This is a genomic window from Methanococcoides orientis, assembly GCF_021184045.1.
Taxonomy (GTDB): Archaea; Halobacteriota; Methanosarcinia; order Methanosarcinales; family Methanosarcinaceae; genus Methanococcoides; species Methanococcoides orientis.
Genome location: NZ_CP073710.1, coordinates 1999404 through 2016852 on the forward strand (window position 1 = coordinate 1999404; position 17449 = coordinate 2016852).

Annotated in this window: 18 protein-coding genes; 11 read left to right on the forward strand and 7 right to left on the reverse strand. The window is 45.1% G+C overall.

What is annotated here, in order from left to right:
* Positions 1-21 precede the first annotated feature (21 nt).
* Positions 22-1458: a methanogenesis marker 14 protein gene (locus J7W08_RS09730; RefSeq protein ID WP_233084282.1), complete on the forward strand. Its 1437-nt coding sequence runs from the start codon at positions 22-24 to the stop codon at positions 1456-1458.
* A 106-nt stretch (positions 1459-1564) separates the two neighbouring features.
* Here the strand turns inward: J7W08_RS09730 and J7W08_RS09735 are convergent, their stop codons facing one another.
* Complete coding sequence (locus J7W08_RS09735) at positions 1565-2242, reverse strand: DUF166 domain-containing protein (protein ID WP_233084283.1); 678 nt, start codon at positions 2240-2242, stop codon at positions 1565-1567.
* A 317-nt stretch (positions 2243-2559) separates the two neighbouring features.
* Here J7W08_RS09735 and tmk point away from each other — a divergent pair, with 317 nt between their 5' ends.
* The gene (gene tmk, locus J7W08_RS09740; protein ID WP_233085757.1) at positions 2560-3165 is read left to right on the forward strand and encodes a dTMP kinase; all 606 of its coding nucleotides are present in this window, start codon (positions 2560-2562) and stop codon (positions 3163-3165) included.
* On the opposite strand, the gene J7W08_RS09745 is transcribed toward tmk, so the two are convergent.
* Together J7W08_RS09745 and J7W08_RS09750 are read right to left on the reverse strand one after the other, a co-directional pair.
* Positions 3162-3410: a hypothetical protein gene (locus J7W08_RS09745; protein ID WP_048195927.1), complete on the reverse strand. Its 249-nt coding sequence runs from the start codon at positions 3408-3410 to the stop codon at positions 3162-3164. The two genes, tmk and J7W08_RS09745, sit on opposite strands and share 4 nt — an antisense overlap.
* Positions 3411-3478: 68 nt before the next feature.
* Positions 3479-4186: a HisA/HisF-related TIM barrel protein gene (locus J7W08_RS09750; protein WP_233084284.1), complete on the reverse strand. Its 708-nt coding sequence runs from the start codon at positions 4184-4186 to the stop codon at positions 3479-3481.
* A 45-nt stretch (positions 4187-4231) separates the two neighbouring features.
* On the opposite strand from J7W08_RS09750, the gene J7W08_RS09755 reads away from it, so the two are divergent.
* From J7W08_RS09755 to J7W08_RS09765, 3 genes are all read left to right on the forward strand, one after another.
* Entirely contained in the window at positions 4232-4924 is a 693-nt protein-coding gene (locus J7W08_RS09755; RefSeq protein WP_233084285.1) for a (5-formylfuran-3-yl)methyl phosphate synthase, read from the forward strand.
* Between the two features lie 148 nt (positions 4925-5072).
* The gene (locus J7W08_RS09760) at positions 5073-7271 is read left to right on the forward strand and encodes a CDC48 family AAA ATPase (RefSeq protein ID WP_233084286.1); all 2199 of its coding nucleotides are present in this window, start codon (positions 5073-5075) and stop codon (positions 7269-7271) included.
* Positions 7272-7388: 117 nt separating this feature from the next.
* Positions 7389-8024, forward strand: a complete 636-nt coding sequence (locus J7W08_RS09765; protein WP_233084287.1) for an RNA ligase partner protein — start codon at positions 7389-7391, stop codon at positions 8022-8024.
* A 3-nt stretch (positions 8025-8027) separates the two neighbouring features.
* On the opposite strand, the gene J7W08_RS09770 is transcribed toward J7W08_RS09765, so the two are convergent.
* The 3 genes from J7W08_RS09770 to J7W08_RS09780 all read right to left on the reverse strand — a co-directional run bounded on the left by J7W08_RS09770 (position 8028) and on the right by J7W08_RS09780 (position 10741).
* A complete protein-coding gene (locus tag J7W08_RS09770; protein ID WP_233085758.1) occupies positions 8028-8873 on the reverse strand; it encodes a geranylgeranylglycerol-phosphate geranylgeranyltransferase in 846 nt (281 codons plus the stop codon).
* Positions 8874-8896: 23 nt separating this feature from the next.
* Positions 8897-9817, reverse strand: a complete 921-nt coding sequence (gene nadA, locus J7W08_RS09775; protein WP_233084288.1) for a quinolinate synthase NadA — start codon at positions 9815-9817, stop codon at positions 8897-8899.
* 108 nt (positions 9818-9925) lie between these two features.
* Positions 9926-10741: an aspartate dehydrogenase gene (locus J7W08_RS09780; RefSeq protein ID WP_048195938.1), complete on the reverse strand. Its 816-nt coding sequence runs from the start codon at positions 10739-10741 to the stop codon at positions 9926-9928.
* 135 nt (positions 10742-10876) lie between these two features.
* On the opposite strand from J7W08_RS09780, the gene nadC reads away from it, so the two are divergent.
* The 5 genes from nadC (at position 10877) to J7W08_RS09805 (ending at position 15585) form a co-directional block, all read left to right on the forward strand.
* Positions 10877-11713, forward strand: a complete 837-nt coding sequence (gene nadC / locus J7W08_RS09785) for a carboxylating nicotinate-nucleotide diphosphorylase (RefSeq protein WP_233084289.1) — start codon at positions 10877-10879, stop codon at positions 11711-11713.
* A 108-nt stretch (positions 11714-11821) separates the two neighbouring features.
* Entirely contained in the window at positions 11822-13072 is a 1251-nt protein-coding gene (locus J7W08_RS09790) for a COG1361 family protein (protein ID WP_233084290.1), read from the forward strand.
* Positions 13073-13128: 56 nt separating this feature from the next.
* Complete coding sequence (locus J7W08_RS09795; protein ID WP_233084291.1) at positions 13129-14235, forward strand: FtsZ/tubulin family protein; 1107 nt, start codon at positions 13129-13131, stop codon at positions 14233-14235.
* A 204-nt stretch (positions 14236-14439) separates the two neighbouring features.
* The gene (locus tag J7W08_RS09800; protein ID WP_233084292.1) at positions 14440-15123 is read left to right on the forward strand and encodes an ABC transporter ATP-binding protein; all 684 of its coding nucleotides are present in this window, start codon (positions 14440-14442) and stop codon (positions 15121-15123) included.
* A 15-nt stretch (positions 15124-15138) separates the two neighbouring features.
* Positions 15139-15585: a PPC domain-containing DNA-binding protein gene (locus J7W08_RS09805; RefSeq protein ID WP_233084293.1), complete on the forward strand. Its 447-nt coding sequence runs from the start codon at positions 15139-15141 to the stop codon at positions 15583-15585.
* Between the two features lie 27 nt (positions 15586-15612).
* Here J7W08_RS09805 and mreA read toward each other — a convergent pair whose 3' ends face one another.
* Positions 15613-15966 (reverse strand): MreA family transcriptional regulator, encoded by a 354-nt coding sequence (gene mreA / locus J7W08_RS09810; protein WP_233084294.1) that lies wholly within the window; start codon positions 15964-15966, stop codon positions 15613-15615.
* A gap of 178 nt (positions 15967-16144) precedes the next feature.
* On the opposite strand from mreA, the gene eno reads away from it, so the two are divergent.
* Positions 16145-17422 (forward strand): phosphopyruvate hydratase, encoded by a 1278-nt coding sequence (gene eno, locus J7W08_RS09815; RefSeq protein ID WP_233084295.1) that lies wholly within the window; start codon positions 16145-16147, stop codon positions 17420-17422.
* Positions 17423-17449: the final 27 nt, after the last annotated feature.

Below are 17449 nucleotides of genomic sequence, written 5' to 3' on the forward strand. Positions count from 1 at the left end.
TAATTACCGGAAGATGATATAATGTCCCATAAACCAAGATTCGCAGCAAATCCAGGGGTCAGGCTCCTTGACCTTAAATCAAGTTCAAAGCCTTTCTTCATCGTAGCTTCCGTGGAGGTAGGGAACACCACCACCAAGTGTATTCTGACAGCCACCAATATGGATGAAGGAAAGACATACCATGTTACAAAGACGGTTAAAATGACGAGGGACGTCAGACCACCAAAAGCTAATGAAACTGTTTTCGGAAAGACACTGAACGGAGTGGAGCTCACCCGGGAATCAGTTTCTGAGCTTGTCAGTGAAACATTGCTGGAAGCTGTGAAAAGTGCTCACCTTGACATCGAAACAGACATCAGTTTCGTTGTGCGCTCAACAGGAGTTGTTGCCGGATTTGATGCACCCGAGGAAGTCGGAGAGTTCATCAAGGCCCTTGCAGATGGATGTTTGATCGCAGGAGTGCCACCAAAGCACATGACACCACCTATGAGTGTGGATAACCTCCCGGAAAAGTTCCAGAAACATAGTAAACTGGACAAAGTGTTCTTCGATGGGGCTGTTGCCAGTGTACTACCGCCTACCGGTGCCACCGGTGTTGAGATCGTTGCCAATGAGATGGAAGGAGAACTCGCTACCGCAGGTATCAAAGAAGGTGCCAAATGGGTGGATGTGGACTTCCGCAACCCATGTATGTCCATGGACTTTGGAACGACCCTTGATGGCAGGATAATCAGTCCTGACAAACCCTATGCAAAGACCATTGGTAACTTCTGTGGATATGCAGGAGCAATACCCGATGCGATGATAAAAGGCACGGAAACGGTAGATAACAGGCTTGGAACTGCCCTGGATGTCTTTAATGATATTCATACAGACAAGCTTACAATGCTGCTTAAGGGCAAGAACATCAAGGAATACGCAAAGAAGGTTCTTGATCACATCATCATAGAAAAAGTACCGGAAAACCGGAATAGATATGGCAGCGTACCTGTAAACCCTAAAGCTGCAAAGGATATCGGAGTTGTGCTTATAGGATGCGATGTCGGGGACAATGGATCCGACATGGATAAACTGTCAATGTTAGGTGGGGAGATCTATAACAAGTACGGCCTCAAAGTCCTCTTTGCAGTGATAGATGAGGTCATGGCACAGGTCATCTACCGGTTGGTCAAGGTCGCAAAGGAAGAAGGACTCGTATATCCTGAGACAAGCATCGGAATTACCGGGCGTGCTGGTATCAGTGGTGACAAGGCTAAACTGGCATTGAAATATCTGGACGAGCTCGGCATGAACAACAAGATCGAAGAGAACGTTGTCTTCGTGGATGACGGTCTTGCAAGAGGAGCTGCGGTCATGGCCAGGTGCATGAACTCACTGGGAACAACATTTAACCCCCTTGGCGGTCACCGCGGTGGAAAATGCATCCTTGGACAACGTATGAAACTTCAGAACAAATGACATAAAGGGCAGGGGACCAATCCTGCCATCTTTATTTTTAGTTTTTTAGTTTTGCTTTTTGGCTTTATTTTCAGGTTTCTGCTTTTTGCTTCTGCTTTTTCGTCCTTCAATCTTTAGCTGAAGCCAGTTTCCGTTTTATGGCAGCCTCTATTTCCTGTTTGTGCATCTCCGAAGATTCATGTATACCCCCCATGTTCCCCCTGACCGCGCGGCAGGGATACTGGGAAACTATAAGACCTGCCTTCGGACCGGCTTCTTCGATAGGAATGCCTACAAGAGCCTCTGCCAGGTGCCAGGTACTGCCGCATGGGGCACCCCGTATCACATTCACTTTTGCGATCATCCCGTCCTTTATTTCGACATCAAGTACAGGGTTTCCAAAGAAACAGGTGAAATCATCAGTAGCAGGGTCGGATGCTACATTACAGCAGATCTCATCGACCTCTATGAAGATACCATATTCCTTTGATATATCTTCCAGTTCCTTAACAGGCGCCTTTGAAGCACCTCCGGGCACTATCAGGGCACGTACACCGGCCTTGCCTGCCATGCGGGCTATCTGGGGTGTGATATCAGGATGAAGGGAATAAGTGATTATGATGTCAGCATCGAATACTTTTGTATCAAAGTCCAGCCCGGAAAAGAACTCATCGGGTTCATCTATGAAATCCGGAAGATAAGCAGGAAGCTCTGCCACTATGACTTCCATATCGGTCTTCGAACGCACGGTCTCGACAAGCCTTGACCCATATTTTCCGCGCAGTATAACTCCTATTTTTGTCATTTTCAATACCTGCCTGTGATATTATTGAAATAGCGATATATTAATATTGTTTACTGTTCAATCTTAGTATTACTTCTAAAATATTAAGGTGATATAAATGGAAGATATCGACCAGTCAATGGTATATTTCAGATGTAATATGTGTGATTTTGTATTTCAGGCAGACCCTAACTTCTTTCCCATAAAATGTCCCCAATGCGGTAGTGAAGATACTTCCAGGACATAAGGTCAAAGGATACCAGGCCTATGAACATACAATTAAAGGAAATAAGTTCGAAGGATATAAAGTTAATAGGACCGAAGGACATTTGGCACTCATGAAAGGAAAGCTCATAACACTGGAAGGTATCGATGGATCGGGTAAATCCACAATCACACGTTTTTTGAACTCACATCCTTCCTTTTCCAATGCCGTGTTCACAAGGGAACCTACCACAAGCTGGATAGGGGACGCTGTCTACAAAGCTATTGAATCCAATACAGACCACCTTGCAGAGCTGATGCTTTTCACCGCAGACCATGCAAACCATATTGCAACCCTGATACGTCCGGCACTTGAAGAAGGAAAGATAATAATTTCAGACAGGTATTCAGACAGTAGATATGCATACCAGGGCGTTACACTCAGGGAAAAATTCGATAAGCCCATGGAGTGGGTGCAGCAGATCCATAAAGGATGGACAGTGGTCCCTGACCTTACGATCCTTTTTGATATTGATCCGGAAATTGCGGTCCGACGCTGTGGAAAAAGAGGGGAACAGACAAAGTTTGAGAAGATCGAGCTATTAAATGGAGTCAGAAAAAATTACCTTCAGCTTGCAGAGAAAGAACCTGAAAGGTTCGTTATAATCGATACCGACAGGGACCTTAAAGAAATAGAGAACGATGTGTTGCAGGCAATCACATCGATCATGGAAAGTTAAAGACCGTTCGCATCTGCGAACTTTATGAGTGTCTCACCAAGTTCACGTGCGTATTTCGGATTTATGTTAAAGCGGCTCCTTTTCTGACCGCTTCTTTCCTTTGCGACCTCAACATATTCACTGTCATACTTCTCGCTTTTTGCAAGGGTCATGGTAAGATACCAGCCGCCTGCCATCTTGATCTCCATGTACTCTTCGCCTTCAGCAACATTCGTATTATCTTCTACTGTATTATCTTCTGCCATATTATCACCAGATATGTAATTTTCAGTTTTTATCTGTTTATTGTAAGTTTAGATATAAATTTGTAATTTTATTGTAACATTGTAACAGGGATAGAGCCATTGTGTAAAGCTGTAGCCACCAATGCGCCTTTAATACCTATATCCTCAAGCTGTCCGATGTCTTCTAAGCCCCTTACGCCTCCGCCTAGAAGGACGTCGTGTTCACAAACATCTGCTATCAGACTTAAAAATTGTGCATCAAAACCCGCTGACGTTCCCACCATATCCATGTCAAGGAATATGACATCATTGATATCAAGACCGTTGAGCATCTCAACTATCTCAAGTGGATCTTTGGGCATAGAAGGGTCTGAAGAGAGGATCACACCATCCTTTTTATCGATACTGACATTTACCCTGGAAGGGTATTGTGAAGCTACCTTCGATATCGTGTCAAGTGAAGCTGTCTCCGTCCCCAGTACGGGGTGGTCTGCAAGGTCTATTACGGACAGGATATCCTCAAAAGAAGATAACCCCGCATCCAGCATGACATTTGTCTGGTCTGAAACAGCCCTGATAACATCAAAGTTGATATCCGGTGCCCCCTGCCCCTGAAGGCGGTTAAGGTCTGCAATATACACATCTGCCGGCCTGAGACTGCGAACGATCTCCACAGGGTCCGATGTTGTGCATAGCATACTGGACTCATGTACCGGCCGGTACATGCGACGGTCCCCGCCTTGTGCATGAACAGCATTATGATTATATACATCAAATACAAAGACGATTCGAAACATATTTAATCGATACTTTAATTCATCCTATAAAAAAGAGGCCAATATATGAAATTACTCGTAAGTCCTATTAACACTGAAGAAGCGATATCTGCACTCAATGGCGGAGCAGATGTAATTGATATCAAGAACCCAAAGGAAGGCTCATTAGGTGCAAATTTCCCATGGGTCATCAGAGATGTGAAGGAGGCAATTGAGGGTAAAAGACCTATCAGTGCCGCACTCGGTGACTTTAATTTCAAGCCTGGCACCGCAGCACTTGCCGCATATGGGGCTGCATCTGCAGGTGCGGACTATGTGAAGATCGGTCTCTATGACGTAAAGACCGAAGACCAGGCACTTGAAATGATGACCGGTATCGCTGAATCCGTAAAAGGAATGGATATCAAGGTCGTTGCCTGTGGATATTCCGACTATGAGCGTATCGACTCCATCAATCCGAAGTTACTCCCTGCCATTGGAGAGAAAGCAGGTGTAGACCTCGTTATGGTCGACACTGGTGTCAAAGACGGTCGCTCCACCTTCGAGTTCATGAACGAAGAGGACCTTGTTGAGTTCGTTAACGATGCACACGCACGCGGACTTGAGACCGCAATTGCAGGAACCATCAAGTTCGATGACATACCTGCATTAAAGCGCATCCAGCCTACCATCATTGGTGTGCGCGGCATTGTCTGTGGCGGAGACCGCAGCACTACCATCAAACAGGAGCTTGTCGAGAAATTAAAGAGTGAGATCTGATAGGTCTCATACCTATTTTTCTTTTGCAGAAGCTCTTCTGCATCATCTTTTATTTATACTATTACCGTAGAATTTACTCTGTAGTGGGTTTTGCATTCATCGCCCCTGGCACTGCCTTTCCTTCAATGCCCCACCACAGGTGATCGATATGTCCGAAGACCTTATTGTTCGTGTTGCAGAAGCAAACCACCGTGATGCAGGCAGAGGCATCGCCAGACTTTCCAATGCGCTTATGCAAAGAATTGGTGCAGTAAGTGGGGACATCATCGAGATAAAGAATAAAAAGAAGACCTATGCAAGGGTCCTGCCGGCAAACCTTGATGATGATGGGGAAGAGATCATCCGCATCGACGGCAACCTGAGAAGTAATGCAAGTGTTGGCATCGACGACCAGGTAACTGTCAGGAGAGTTATTGAAAAGGAAGCCGAAAAAATAACTCTTGCACCCACCCGAGCCTTCGCCCAGGAAAGGCTTTCACGCTCAATACACCGTAATCTGGAAGGGCGCCCTCTGGAAAGAGGACAGCGTATCAGGATAGAGACCGTTAACAATCCTCTTAACTTTATTGTCAAGTCAACAGTACCCCCGGGTCCCGTTGTTGTAGGTCGTACAACCCACATCATAATGGACAAGCCAATTGCTGAAACAGATATCAATGAAGGGGTGTCCTATGAGGATATCGGCGGCTTGAAACGTGAACTGGGGCTGATGCGCGAGATGATAGAACTTCCTCTGCGCCATCCGGAACTTTTTGACAAGCTCGGTGTTGATCCTCCAAAAGGAGTACTGCTCTACGGCCCTCCCGGCACAGGCAAGACAATGATAGCAAAAGCGGTTGCCAGTGAGAGTGAAGCAAACTTCATACCGATCAGCGGCCCTGAGATCATATCCAAATACTACGGCGAGAGCGAGCAGAAGCTCCGCGAGATCTTCGAAAACGCGGAAAAGGAAGGACCTTCCATCATCTTCATCGACGAGATAGATTCCATCGCACCAAAGCGTGATGACGTTGTCGGAGAAGTGGAAAGAAGAGTTGTAGCTCAGCTGCTCTCACTGATGGACGGATTGAAGAGCAGAGGAAAAGTTATAGTTATAGCAGCCACGAACCGCCCGAATTCCATTGACCAGGCATTGCGCCGAGGTGGCCGGTTCGACCGTGAGATCGAAATAGGGATCCCGGACAGGGGCGGGCGGCTGCAGATACTCTACGTCCATACCCGTGGAATGCCTATAGAAAAGAGCATGCGTCTTGATATGATAGCCGATATGACCCATGGTTTTGTAGGAGCAGACCTGTCATCCTTATGCAAGGAAGCAGCAATGCATGCCCTTCGCAGGATGCTCCCCATGATCAGCATAGAGGAGGAGATCCCAGCCGAGATAATGGAACAGCTGGAGGTCACTGAAGCTGATTTTATCGAAGCGCACCGGAACATCGAACCATCTGCACTCAGGGAAGTGTTCGTAGAGGTCCCGCATGTCATGTGGGATGACATCGGTGGACTGGAACAGGCAAAACAGGAACTCATCGAAGCTGTGGAATGGCCTCTGAAATACCCGGAGATGTTCAAAAGCCTGAACACCAGCCCGCCAAGAGGCATACTGCTTTTCGGACCACCTGGAACAGGAAAGACACTTCTGGCAAAGGCTGTTGCAAACGAAAGTGAGGCTAATTTCATCAGTATAAAGGGACCAGAACTTCTCAGCAAGTACGTTGGAGAATCCGAGAAAGCGGTCCGTGAAACATTCAGGAAAGCCAAACAGGCAGCTCCAACGGTTATTTTCTTTGATGAGCTTGACTCCATGGTCCCAAAAAGGGGAATGGGGCTTGAATCACAGGTAACTGAACGTGTTGTCAGCCAGATACTTACCGAGATTGATGGTATAGAGGAAATGAAGGACATTGTGGTCGTTGCCGCCACGAACCGTCCGGACATAATCGATCCTGCACTTTTAAGACCGGGACGTTTTGACAGGCTTATCTATGTAAAAGCACCTGAAAGGGAGGAGCGTATCAAGATCTTTAACATCCATCTTGCCGGCAAACCTCTTTCAGATGATATCAGCCCTTCCGAACTTGCTGATATGACACAAGGTTATGTTGGTGCAGATATCGAAGCGGTTTGCAGGGAAGCTGCAATGATGGCATTAAGAGAGAACATCAAACCGAAAATGACAAAGGAAGAAGCTTATGAAGCAGCCGGAAGAATAGTGCTTCAAACATCACATTTCAGGAAAGCAATGTCACGCATCAGACCCTCTACATCAAAAAGTGAGATGGAGATGTATGTAGAAACCGCCTGCATGTTCTCAAGATCATCAGGATCGGAAGAGAATGAAGACTGAGGGAAAAAAGAATAAGAGCCTAAATACAGATATTGTATCACTCAAGGGGGAGTAACAACGTTAAGACAAAGATTTGTAATAGATACTACCGCTCTGACCGACCTTCAGACTCGGGAAATGATGGGGATTGAGGATCTTTGCGAGGGGATGCGTACAATACTGGAACTGATAGCAGAATCAAGGCTCCATCTACAGATAAGCTGTTATGTTCCATTCCCGTCCGTATACAAGGAACTTCATGAGTTTGCAAAGAACAACGATTGTGACGATGAGGTCATTGCAAAGATAGATACATGGCTTGTCAAAAAAACACCGGACAGGCATGATGTGAAGATACCATCCCATATTTTCCACGAGTATGTTGCATACATGCGCGAGCGTATCAACAAAGGCATGAACGTGGCAGAAGAAGCCATCAGGGAAGCTTCCGTACAATGCCTTTCTGTCAACCCCGAAATGGATGCGGGCTATGACATGGATAATGTGATCGATCGCGAGCTTATTGGTGGCATAGTAGGCAAGTTCAGGAACAAGTACCGTTCAGCACTTCGATATGGAATCCTTGACAGCGCACCGGACATTGATGTGCTGCTGCTTGCAAAGGAGCTGGATGCTGCAGTTGTTGCAAGTGATTACGGGATCCAGAAATGGGCAGAACAACTTGGAGTCAGGTTCGTACCTGCAACAACATTTCCAATGATGCTACAGGAATACCTTAAGCACACGCCTTCGAAAAGTAACGACAGAAAGTGAGTATTAAGCACCAACGATGAACGAGACCAATGCGAAGAGCATTGCGAACTTAAATAATTTAGAAGAGCGTGCAGCATCATTCTTTCCAAGTATCTGATAGACCGCTATGAGGAAGAAGATGTCTGCAATTGCCACAACGAAAAGGTATCTTTCGTTCAGTATTGATTGAAGATAGGGCACAGGGCTTGCCAGCATGGCTATAAGACCAAAAACTGCTGCCACATAGGATGCTTTCTTTGAACCGATAAGGATCGGCAATGTTCTTGCACCTTCTTTTTTGTCGCCTTCCACATCCTCGATGTCCTTTACGATCTCACGAGCGATGGTAGCAAGCGTTGCCAGCAGGAAAAGAACAACTACTGCCTGGAGACCTTCCATGCCGAAAACTGCACCGCCGAAAAGGAATGTAGACCCCGTAAGGTAACCTACCGAAGCATTGCCGAAGAAGGGAGTTCGTTTCAGGCTCTTTGCATAGAGTATCAAAACAAGTGAATTTAGCATGGCAATGATGCCACAAAGCACATTGACAAGAAATGCCATTGCGATCCCTGCACCAAAAAGTATGAGAGAGAAATAAAGGGCACTCTTTAATGAAACCCTGCCAGAGGGGATCGGCCTTGAAGGCTTGTTCACGGTATCTATGTCGATATCAAAATAATCGTTAAGCCCGTTCCCGGCACCTGTGACGAAAAAGACAATGAAAAAGACAAGCGATGCATCGTAAAATGAAAGCGATGCAGCTGAACCTGCTGATGAGAGAATGTTGTATGCTATCAGGACACCGACCAGTGCAGCAAAAGCTGCCATTGCACAGTTGCCGCCACGCATCAGTTCGAGATAGGATCGCATCTTTATTTCCTCTTTAAGCAACGTTACCTGCTACGTTTGACCTCTAACATGCGGTCAAGGGACCGTTTTGCACCCAAACGTATGTCTTCCGGTACTGTCACAACATGTTCCATGTTCTCCAGTGAACGCAGTACTGCTTCCAGGTTGATCATCTTCATGTCAGAGCAGAAGGCAAATCTGGAAACTGGATAGAATATTTTTTCGGGGTTCTCAAGTTCCAGCTGGTGCATTATTCCCTGCTCTGTGGAAATGATAAAATCATTGCATGAAGAATTCTTTACATACTTCAGCATGCCTGTGGTACTGAACACGTGGTCTGCCTCCTCAAGTACCTGAAAGCGGCATTCAGGATGTGCTATCATTTCTGCATCCGGATGATCGTGCATTGCCTTCAGAGCATCTTCTTCAAGGATCTGGTTGTGTACAGGGCAGTAACCGTTCCACGGAATTATCTTCTTTTCAGTGTGTTTTGCAACATAAGCTGCAAGGTTCTTGTCCGGAACGAAGATGATCTCATCTGCATCCAATGAGTTCACAACTTCCACCGCATTGGCCGATGTACAGCAGATATCACTTTCAGCCTTGACATCGGCCCTTGTGTTAACATAGCAGACCACCATTGCATCAGGATGCTTTTTCTTCATCTCACGAAGAGATGGCACATCCACCATTGCCGCCATGGGACAGTTCGCATCTGCATCCGGCATAAGAACCGTCTTTTCAGGAGAGAGGACCGCAGCGCTTTCAGCCATGAAGCTTACACCACAAAACACGATCACATCGGCATCCTGATCGACTGCTTCCTGACTCAATCCAAGAGAGTCGCCTACAAAATCTGCAATATCCTGAACTTCATCACGTGCATAGCAATGAGCCAGGATCACGGCATTGCGCTCTTTTTTTAACGATCTGATCTTATTGATGATGGTTTGCCTGTCCTGCATATGATCACTTGATTTTTCAATTTTGTAGCCGGTTACGACATGTTAATGAATGTTGATAGACCGAGCTACAATAACTAAGGATTAAACGTTTTTGCCCCAACGGACCAATTATGTGCCTACCTGAAGCGGAGATGCGATCTTCTTTAACGTGGATATCGCTGACAGGGCCGCCAGGTAACTTGTTTTGGGGTTTGTCGGGGCCGGGACGTTCTCCACACGGCTTGTGAACATTCCGAACTCTCCTTCCACAGTAATTTCATGGATGTTCCTTGAAAGCGCAGGATTTGCAACGATCCTGACCTTCGTTCTGTCAAAACCGATACCTGCAATGCTCAGGGAAGCTGCAACGTTAACGTTGGCAGGAAAAGCTTTGACGGCTTCTGATGCCATACCATCAAATATCACGGTCTTTCCTGTGATAGCATCAAGATCTATGTTGTTCTGGATAACATAGGGTGCCCCTGCAAGGCTTCTGGGATGCTTCTCCGTGGTCAGTGTAACCGAATAGATCGTTTTTGCAGATGCGGATTTTAAGCCATCCAGACCTGCAATTGCTCCTGAGGGCAGGTATATCTTGCAGTCATACTCCTTTGCAAGGTCAGTGGTAGTTTTAAGGAGATTCTGATCAGCAAAAGCTCCTACACTTATAGACATGACATCACACTTTGCATGAAGAGCAGTAGGAACTACTTCGTAGACTGCCTGCTGGGACGCACATTCTACCACAAGGTCAACATGCTTTACCATCTCTACGATCTCAAGAACTTTCGGATCCACGTTCCTGAGCTGTTCTTTCAAATCAATTGTTGCCTGTTCGTGTCTGTCATACACTGCATACAGTTCGACATCTATGTGGCCGGAATCGATAGCTTTGCAAAGTTCGGTACCGATAGCTCCACATCCGAACACTCCGATCTTTAGCATTCTGGACTCCTTATGAATATTTTATTAATTAGATAATGGTTAGTTGAATATCGGCCGACCTATAAGTTCGACCATGGTATTCCAAAATACTCTAAAAGCATATAAACCTCTTGAGGCATTAATATATGTGGTAATATGATACTGAACTGTGAGATAGAACGATTCATCAGTGAAGATCTTGGGGCTAACGATATTTCCTGCACCCTTGTTCCTGAAACAAAGATCAATGCGATAATTTTTGCAAAAGAGGATTGTGTTGTCGCAGGGATAGAAGTTGCACAAAAGATAATGGAATACTTTGGTATCCAGACACATACGGAACTTGTGGAAGGGAATGAGATCAAAGCAGGGGATACGATATTTAAGATAACTGGAAACTCCGTAGCAATATTACGTGCCGAACGCCTTGTCCTGAACTTCCTGGGACATCTGACCGGAATTGCGACACTTACCCACAGATATGTACAGACCGTCAGGCAGTATTCGGATACAAAGGTGGCCGGGACCAGGAAAACAACTCCGGGGATCAGAAAGTTCGAAAAGCTTGCCATTATTGCAGGTGGAGGAGATCCTCACAGGTTCGATCTCTCAGATGCCATTATGATCAAGGACAACCACAGGAACGCCATGGGTCTTGAGAACGCGATCATTTCCGCCAAAGAACTGGCCGGATTCACACAGAAGATAGATGTGGAGGTCGAAACCGCAGAAGATGCCATCACAGCGGCACGACTGGGTGTAGACATTATAATGTTCGACAACATGTTACCCGGACAGGTGATCCATACGCTGGAAAAATTGAAGCGTGAAGGGGTCAGGGACGATGTCATAATTGAGGTTTCAGGAGGCATAAACCTGGACAACATTTCAGAATATGCCAAGACAGGCGTTGATGTGATATCTGTGGGTTCACTGGTGCATAAAGCAGAGTGGACGGATATCAGTCTTGAATTGGTAGAAACTGATATGTGATGCCATTATCACAAACTATTTATTGGATTCTCATATTGTATTGATGCTGGTGGAGTATATACTCTAAAAAACTAATAAATAGCAATTTACTTCTGCGTCGAGGGAATTATGTTTCGGTCTAAAAATTTGTTTGTGACGATAGTGGCGATAGCATTGATAGCTTTGATGTTCACATCGAGTGCATCTGCCAAAGATGTCTTGTTCAACGGAAGCATAGAGGAAGGAGACGGATACCAGATCAATAATATAGTGATCGATATTGCCGAGGTGTTCGTAGATGCTGGCACCTGTGTTTTCAAAGTATATGATCAGGATGAACTGATACATGACAAAATGCTTAACGAGGAAGACTCGTTCTCTTTTGACGTGGAAGAAGGAACTATAGAATTCACATTGGACGCCGTGATCGGAGGAATGGTGCCACGTGCAACAATGTCAATTACCATAGATGATGACGATGCAGTTTATCTGGATAAGATAATTGATGGTGGCCATGATAAGGCAGAATTCTCAGGTACACCTGAACTGAAGATAACAAAGGAAGTAAGTTCCTATAGCGTAGAGCAGGGCGATGTTGTCACGATCAAAGTAGTGGTCAGGAACGACGGAGACGGAAGAGCTACTGAGGTTCGTTTTACTGATCCGAAGCCTGCCGGATTTATCTTGCAGGAGATTACTCTTGAAGAAGCAGGTCCAATGTCAATAGACAAATATGAAGAAAGGATCATTTTCCTCTATAAGCTACAGGCAAATGAACCAGGCACATTTGAACTTAAACCCACTGTTGCAACATTCTCCAATGAAGCAGATCTGGACTTCCCACAGATTACCTCGAACAGACCTGTTGTTACGGTCACTGGCGAAGAGAAAGTAGCAGAACTTGAGTTCTCCACTTCAATGAACACCAGAAGCGTGCAAAGAGGCGATGATGTAGAGGTCACAATCAATATCAGGAACATCGGTGAAGCCTCTGCAAATGGTGTCGTATTGAACATCCAGATCCCCGAAGGACTTGATTTTGAAAGCACCAGTGATAACATTGAAATGATCAATAATGTACCAAAAGTATATATTGAGAACTTTGGCCTGAATCAGGAAAAAGAGATCAAATACAATATCAAGCCAACTGAAGTGGGAACTTATACAATTACAACAGAATATTCATACCAGTATGAAAGTGGTAGTTCTAAAGGACCAGAGGTTGTCAGCGGGGAGCTAACTACAAACTCACTCACTGTGGCAAAAGGTGAATATGATGTGCTTTTCGAACAGCCTTTGTATGTGTATGCCATTCCATTAGTGTTCATTCTTGCAATAGGAGGATGGATCTTCTACCGTTCTAAGCAATACAAATACTGATCACCAACTAACTTCATAATTAACGTTTCAAGAGAGATAAAATCTGGAGGAATTATTTGCTCAATATACTTGTCATAGGAAATGGTCAATGTGGTAACCGTATCCTTGATGCGATAAACAAAGAGGCTTTTGGTGGTAAAAGCAAATTTGCAAAGTTCTACTCACAGCAGAAATATAAGAGCAATGTTGAGACAATAGCGATCAACACTGCAATGAACGACCTGAAAGAAATGAGGTTCACCAAAGCAAAGGACAGATTGCATATCCCTCACCTTCACGGAGTCGGTGCAAACCGCAATGTCGGCAAGCATGTCTTTGAAGATAACAAAGCAAACATCATGCGCCAGATCGAGGAAAGGGGAAACTTCGATATCGGCTTTGTGCTCACGTCTGCATCAGGCGGAACAGGATCATCCTTTACACCTCCGCTTATCGAGGAACTGAAGAAGAACTATGATTTCCCGATCTATGCTGTCGTTGTCCTCCCTTTCAGGGAAGAGGGGACGCTCTACCTTCAGAATGCGGCATTCTGCCTGAAGGATATACGTGACAGCGGAGTTGACGGTATAATACTTGCTGATAACCAGTTCCTCAAACAAATGGGAGGAGATGTACAGTCAGCATACAACACCATCAATGATATGATCGCAAAGCGCATCCTATTCCTTCTCGATGCACTGGATAGCGAAATGATGATGGTGACCGATCTTGGGGACTTCAAGACAGTTATGAGTGGGGGTGCGGGGCTTGCAACCATCGGTTTCTATGAAGCCGATAAGGGAACGCCGATCAAGTCAACGATACAAAAAGCACTTTCACCTTCAGGACTTCTGTTCTCCACTGATGTTTACAAGGAAGGCAGCAGGGCAATGGTCATCATAAAAGGTGACAAGTCATACCTGAGCATTGACGAGATATCCACAGAAGTTGAAAAATTGTCATCATCTGTAGGTCATGTTTTCAAAGGTATCATTGTCAGGAAAGGAGAAAGTCCCCAAGTACTTGCTGTGCTGACACTGGAAGTTGCAGAAGAACTTGAAAACCTTTATTCTGTTGCCGTAGATGCGATCCATCAGGAACGCGAAAAGAAAACAAGGGTTACCGAGCAGAAAGGAGTCGATCGGGCATTCTCCCAGATCGATGGGCTTGAGCCTGATTATTAAACATTCTATAATATCCCTTAAAGGGATATTTCATACTATTTTTTTACTTTTTTTGTAATTATTCCAGCTTATCCATAATCAACCTATTACAAGAATTAAGCACCTCAGCAGAAGGTATTTGCTCATGAGAGAGCACCATTCATTATAAATAAAGCCGAAAAGATAAAAGAAGTGTGCAAAGACCTAAAATAAAGCAGGCATAGCATGAACAGTGAACCCAACATAATCGAGATACGAGACCTTACCAAGATATATACCGATGGGCTTGGGGTCAAAGCACTTGACGGACTGAACATGACCGTTAAACGCGGAGAGTTCCTTTCAATAATCGGCCCTTCCGGGTCAGGAAAGAGCACTTTACTTCATATGATAGGCATACTGGATACCCCTACCAGCGGAACCATCCTGATAGACGGGGAAAATGTAACTACGATGTCTGACAAGGAACGTTCCAGTGCACGCAACGAGATGCTTGGCTTTATTTTCCAGTACCATCATCTGCTACCTGACTTTTCTGCACTTGAAAATGTCATGATGCCCCTTTTGATAGCAGGTAAAAGTAAGCGTGAAGCTGAAAAGATAGCAATCGATATTCTGAAAGAGGTCGGCCTTGAGGAAAGGATGGATCACCGGCCCAACCAACTCTCAGGAGGCCAGAACCAGAGGGTTGCGGTAGCTCGTGCACTGGCAAATGATCCAAAGATAGTAATAGGTGATGAGCCTACGGGCAATCTGGACAGCCATTCCAGTGATAAGATATATGAGCTTCTAAGAAAGCTTAACAAAGAACATAATCAGACCTTCATTCTTGTGACCCACGACGAGAACATGGCCGCAAAGACTGACCGTATCGTGCGGATAGTAGATGGAAAAATAGTCAATGAATGAACTAATGGTGAAAATATGCAATATAGTAAAGGAAATATAGGACGTGTCTTTACCGTAAGGATAGACACTGGAGAAGACCTGCTAAAGGAACTCGAAGGACTTGCTGAAAAAGAAAGTATCGGATCTGCATTTTTCATCCTGCTGGGTGCTGTGGCTAAAGGAAACCTTGTCATCGGTCCAAAAGAGAATGCAATTCCGCCTGAGCCTATGTGGGTTAATTACTCCGACCCGAATGAAGTAATAGGGGTTGGAAATATCTTTTCAGAGGAAGGAAGACCAAAGATACATCTTCACACTGCTGCCGGTCGTGGCGATAGTGTGAATGTTGGATGCATGCGTGGAGAAAGTGAAGCTTTCATGGTACTGGAAGTATTTATATTGGAAATCTCCGGCATAGATGCTAATCGCGTTTTTGATACTACAAAAGGATTTGCCCCAATTACATTTGGAGCAACAAAATAAGAAAAGATAAACCCCTGAGATTTTATATTAAGTGGTCATTTTCAGAAGATTCTGAATGACCAACATCTTTTCTTTATTCATTTTCAGTATATTTTCCTCATATACCTTGATTATATCTGCAAAATCCACTTTCAGAGAATAATATTTTGCAGGCCTACCCCTGCACTTTGTTCTTTTATCATCTCTTTCATCGATCCATCCACGTTCGTAAAGAACCCGCATGGCAACGCTTACCTCCGGTTGCCTCAGCCCGGTAGCCCTCTCGATTTCCTGTGAGCTCAATTCTTCTACATTGAAAAGACAGGCGATCGAAAGTGCTTCGATCCTCGGAACATCAATGCTTTGTAAAAGTGATGATACCTCATACCCTTCATCATCCATTAAAATAATATTCTCACTCCCTACTTACAATAATAATACTACAACAATATAAATTTATGCTGTGAGAATCTTGAGCATACAAGGAAATTATAATATTAAACCCCTGAAACAACAAATGCGGTAACGATATATACTGTAATGTACGATTGGTCAATAGAACGTTCTAATGGTGGAAAACATGAGCTATATTGGCGAAGAAGCAAAGTATACAATTGAAAAAGTACATGCCAGAGAAATCCTGGATTCCAGAGGAAATCCTACTGTTGAAGTCGATATCTACACTGGCCGCGGATTTGGAAGGGCAAGTGTGCCTTCAGGGGCATCGACCGGAAGTAATGAAGCACTCGAACTAAGGGATAAAGATGCTGACCGTTACAACGGGAAAGGCGTACTTGAAGCAGTTGAAAATGTGAACGCAACCTTTGCAAAGGAACTGCTTGGAATGGACGTTCGCAATCAGCGTGAGATCGACGAGCTGATGATCGCACTGGATGGAACCGACAACAAAATGACCTTCGGTGCCAATGCCATACTGGGCGTTTCCATGGCAGTTGCAAAAGCAGCAGCTGATTCACTTAACATGCCACTTTACCGCTACCTTGGCGGAACCAACGCATTCGCAATGCCTGTACCGACCATGAACGTGCTCAACGGTGGAAAGCACGCCGGCAATGAGCTCTCAATTCAGGAATTCATGATACAGCCAAAGGGAGCAGACACTTATTCCAATGCTTTGAGAATGGGAACCGAGACCTACCACGCACTTGGCAAGGTACTTGAAGATAAATACGGAGCATCCGCAACCAACGTCGGGTATGAGGGCGGATATGCACCACCGATCTCAATGACATCCGATGCACTGGATGCCCTTGTGTCTGCCATTGATGAGGCAGGATATACCGAATCCGAGATCACAATCGGTCTTGATGCTGCTGCATCAGAGTTCTTTGAAGATGGCAAATATTCCATCGATGGGAATATGCTCACACCTGCTGAACTTGTTGATTATTACCTTGAGCTTGTCGACACCTATCCGATCCTTTCCATTGAGGACCCGTTCCATGAAGAGTCATTCGAGGACTTTGCAACACTTACCAGTGAGGCATGGGACACAATCATCGTAGGCGATGACCTGTTCGTGACAAACGTGGAACGTCTTGCAAAGGGTGTTGAAATGGATGCTGCTAACGCACTCCTGCTCAAGATCAACCAGATAGGTACGATCTCCGAGTCATTTGATGCCGCAAACCTTGCACTGCGCAATGGATACAGCGTTGTGGTAAGCCATCGTTCCGCTGAGACCGAAGATCCAATGATCGCAGATATTTCCGTTGCAATCGGTGCTGACCTTATCAAGACAGGAGCACCTGCAAGAAGTGAGCGCACTGCAAAGTACAACCAGTTACTCAGAATAGAAGAAGATCTCGGAGATTCTGCACGTTACGTGCAGCTCTGATCTTTTTTATTTTACTTTTTTAAATTT